This is a genomic window from Microcoleus sp. T3_B1, assembly GCF_036700445.1.
Lineage (GTDB): Bacteria > Cyanobacteriota > Cyanobacteriia > Cyanobacteriales > Microcoleaceae > Microcoleus.
This window is the reverse complement of sequence record NZ_JAUBOX010000181.1, coordinates 1-2949: the sequence shown is the minus strand read 5'-3', so window position 1 is coordinate 2949 and position 2949 is coordinate 1. Positions and strand designations below refer to the sequence as shown.

The 2949-nt window shown below is 41.1% G+C and carries 1 protein-coding gene and 2 pseudogenes; 1 reads left to right on the top strand and 2 read right to left on the bottom strand.

Translation table 11 applies throughout. From position 1 onward, the window contains the following. Window positions 1-908: cysteine peptidase family C39 domain-containing protein (locus tag QT990_RS35580; protein WP_333466398.1), on the bottom strand; the 908-nt coding region annotated here is incomplete at its 3' end. A gap of 524 nt (window positions 909-1432) precedes the next feature. Here QT990_RS35580 and QT990_RS35575 point away from each other — a divergent pair. Continuing rightward, window positions 1433-2630, top strand: a pseudogene (locus QT990_RS35575) (ISAs1 family transposase). A 183-nt stretch (window positions 2631-2813) separates the two neighbouring features. Here QT990_RS35575 and QT990_RS35570 read toward each other — a convergent pair. Then, a pseudogene (locus QT990_RS35570) lies at window positions 2814-2949 on the bottom strand (IS4 family transposase); the annotation flags it as partial.

The following is a 2949-nucleotide window of genomic DNA, read 5'->3' as shown; positions in this document are numbered from 1 at the left end:
AGTGGGTTATAAGCAAACATGACCAACAGGTAGATAATTGTCATCACTATGTTGATGATCGTCTCTGCCATACTGCCGGAAATGACCTGGGCCACTTTGTCGTTGAGCTTTACTCTTCCGCCGATTTCACCGGGGAACCGTTGGGTATAAAATCCGACAGGGAGTTTCAACATATGCCAGAAAAATTGACTGGACATACTGGCAGCTAATTTAATCTGCAACTGTCTTAAATAGCGTCGCTGCTGGGAGAACAAAAACGCTTGAATTAGGGCGGTGAGGAGCATTCCTAGCAGCAATGGACGCAGCCAGTCGGTGCGGTCTTCAACGAGAATTTGATCGACAAATACTTGACTGAACACAGGTAGTACCAGTCCGGGAAATACTAGCAAAAAGCCAAGCAGGACACTGAGCGAAACTGCTCCCACCGAGCTGTGCAAGCGTTCTAGGAGCGATCTCAATACGCTAGGCGGTTGTCCCCCGCGCTTGAACTCCGCTCCCGGTTCCATTGCTAGGATAAAACCGATATATGCCTCGTCAAATTCCTGCAATGAAACCGTGCGTGGTCCGGTTGCTGGGTCGTTGATGTAAACTCGGTCTTTTTCAAAGCCTTCGACTACTAACAAGTGGCTGAAATTCCAGAATGCGATCGCTGGTAGTCGCATTTTAGCCAACTGGGAAGTTTGTTTTTTAAAGGCTTTTGCCCGCAGCCCGTATTGTCTAGCAGCTTTGACGATGCTGGCAGGTTGGCTGCCGTCACGAGAAACGCCACATTCCTGCCGCAGTTTGGCTAGGGGGACAAAGAGTCCGTAATAACTCAGCATGATCCCCAGTGCTGCTGCCCCGCATTCTACTTCTTCCATTTGCAATACGGTAGGGGTTTTAACTCGTTTCTTGGGCTGCTGTTCCATTATTTGACTGAGCCACTGTTTTAACAAGGCATTACTCCTCAATGGTTTCAAGCAAAAACTTAAAAAGGTTGTCTATAAACTGCTTATTTTGTCAAGACAGTGGATAACGGTCTGGTCTGTCGGGGCGACAAGTCACCTATAACGCTGATAGAATAAGCCTCATAGCTCTTATGCCTTGTTGATAATTAGGTAGTTTATGTGGATACAAAGACATTAATTCAACAACAACCTGCCAATTACTAAACATCGAATCGACCCATGATTCACCCCAAAGTCCAATGTAAAAAGTGCTATGACGTGCATATTTTCTGTGATTTTCTGTTTTTCTACTTAGATATTCTTGAACTTGCTTTGACTTAATTTCTATCCCTTGGATTATACTCTTCAAGTATGCTAGTGACAACAAAATTAATAATTTACTCAATCGCTCACCGGTGCAGGGTAAACGCATCTTAATTTCAACCTAAAACATGATAAGATTAAGTATTTAGCTAAATCAAGTGCGTAATTCATAGGTGCGAGCGATGGCGAAAGGGTTTACTTCGACTTTAACTTCCCAACAAAAAACAATAGGTGTATCGAATCCGACAGACTTATTGAACGTTAGTTTTTTAAACCATTTTGAGACCTTGACCGATCCAAGAATAGAAAGAAGTAAAGAGCATTTACTAATAGATATTGTAGCCATTGCGATTCTAGCTGTCATCAGCGGTGCGGATGGATGGGGAGCAATAGAACTCTATGGAAAAGCTAAATATGAATGGCTAAGAGGTTTCCTGAAACTGCCGAATGGAATTCCTTCTCATGATACATTTAGTCGAGTATTTGCTCGACTTGAGCCGAAGCAGTTTCAAGAGTGTTTTTTGAGTTGGATAAATTCAATCACCCAAAAGTTGGAGCTAGAAGTCATAGCCATTGATGGCAAAACAATGAAACAATCTTATGACCGGAATCACAGCCAAAAACCATTGCATATAGTCAGTGCATGGTCTTCATCCCATCAATTAGTTTTAGGGCAAAAAAAAGTCAATAAGAAATCCAACGAAGTGACGGCAATTCCGGCTTTGTTAGAGATGCTAGAAATTGCTGGAAGCATAATAACCATCGATGCTTTGGGATGTCAAAAAGAAATAGCAGCGCTCATAATTAAGAAGAAAGGAGATTATCTTTTAGCGCTAAAAGGGAATCAAAAACTTCTTCATGAAGACGTAAAAAACTGGTTTGAATTAGCTCGCAAAGAAGAGTTTGCTGGCAGAGCATAGCTATTATCAACAAATAGAAGCTGGGCATCATCGAGTTGAAAAAAGACAAATCTGGACGGTGGCAGTCTCGGAGTTGCTACCTCTTCATAATCAATCATTATGGGCTGGATTAAAAACGGTTGTGATGGTCGTAAGTGAAAGACGTTTGTGGAATAAAACTACCACAGAAGTTCGGTTTTATTTAAGTAGTTTAGCCAGTAATGCCGAGAAGATTTCTCAAGCAATTCGCAGTCATTGGGGTATTGAAAATAGCTTACATTGGACATTGGATGTTACTTTTTCTGAAGACAAGAGTTGCATTCGTAAAGATCATTCTCCGGAAAATTTTGCTCTTCTACGGCGTTTAGCTGTCAATTTACTGAAACAGGAAAAAGGATTTAAAGGAAGTTTAAAAATGAAGCGGTATCTGGCGGGAATGGATAATAATTATTTAGTGAAAGTTTTAGACTCTGCCAGCTAACGCTCGAAAACTAAAACTGATTCCCGATCTAAATTGATTCAGCTTTGAGAATTCAGAAGTTCTTAAAGCTCGATTTTACCTTGGTTAATTGCATCAGATTTAAGAGTTTTAAGAAGGGTTTTCTCAGAGACTAGCTCATGCACAAATATGATTTTTTGTCAACTTAATTTAGATGCGTTTACCCTGCTCACCGGTGAGATTAGTCCTTTCTAGGTTATATCCTCCACTCTTAAAGTCTCTGAACATTTCTTCAATTCCAAATCTTTTTGCATAGGCATCAACTGCTGCTTGTATATCTGCCAAGCTGGTCAGAATATAC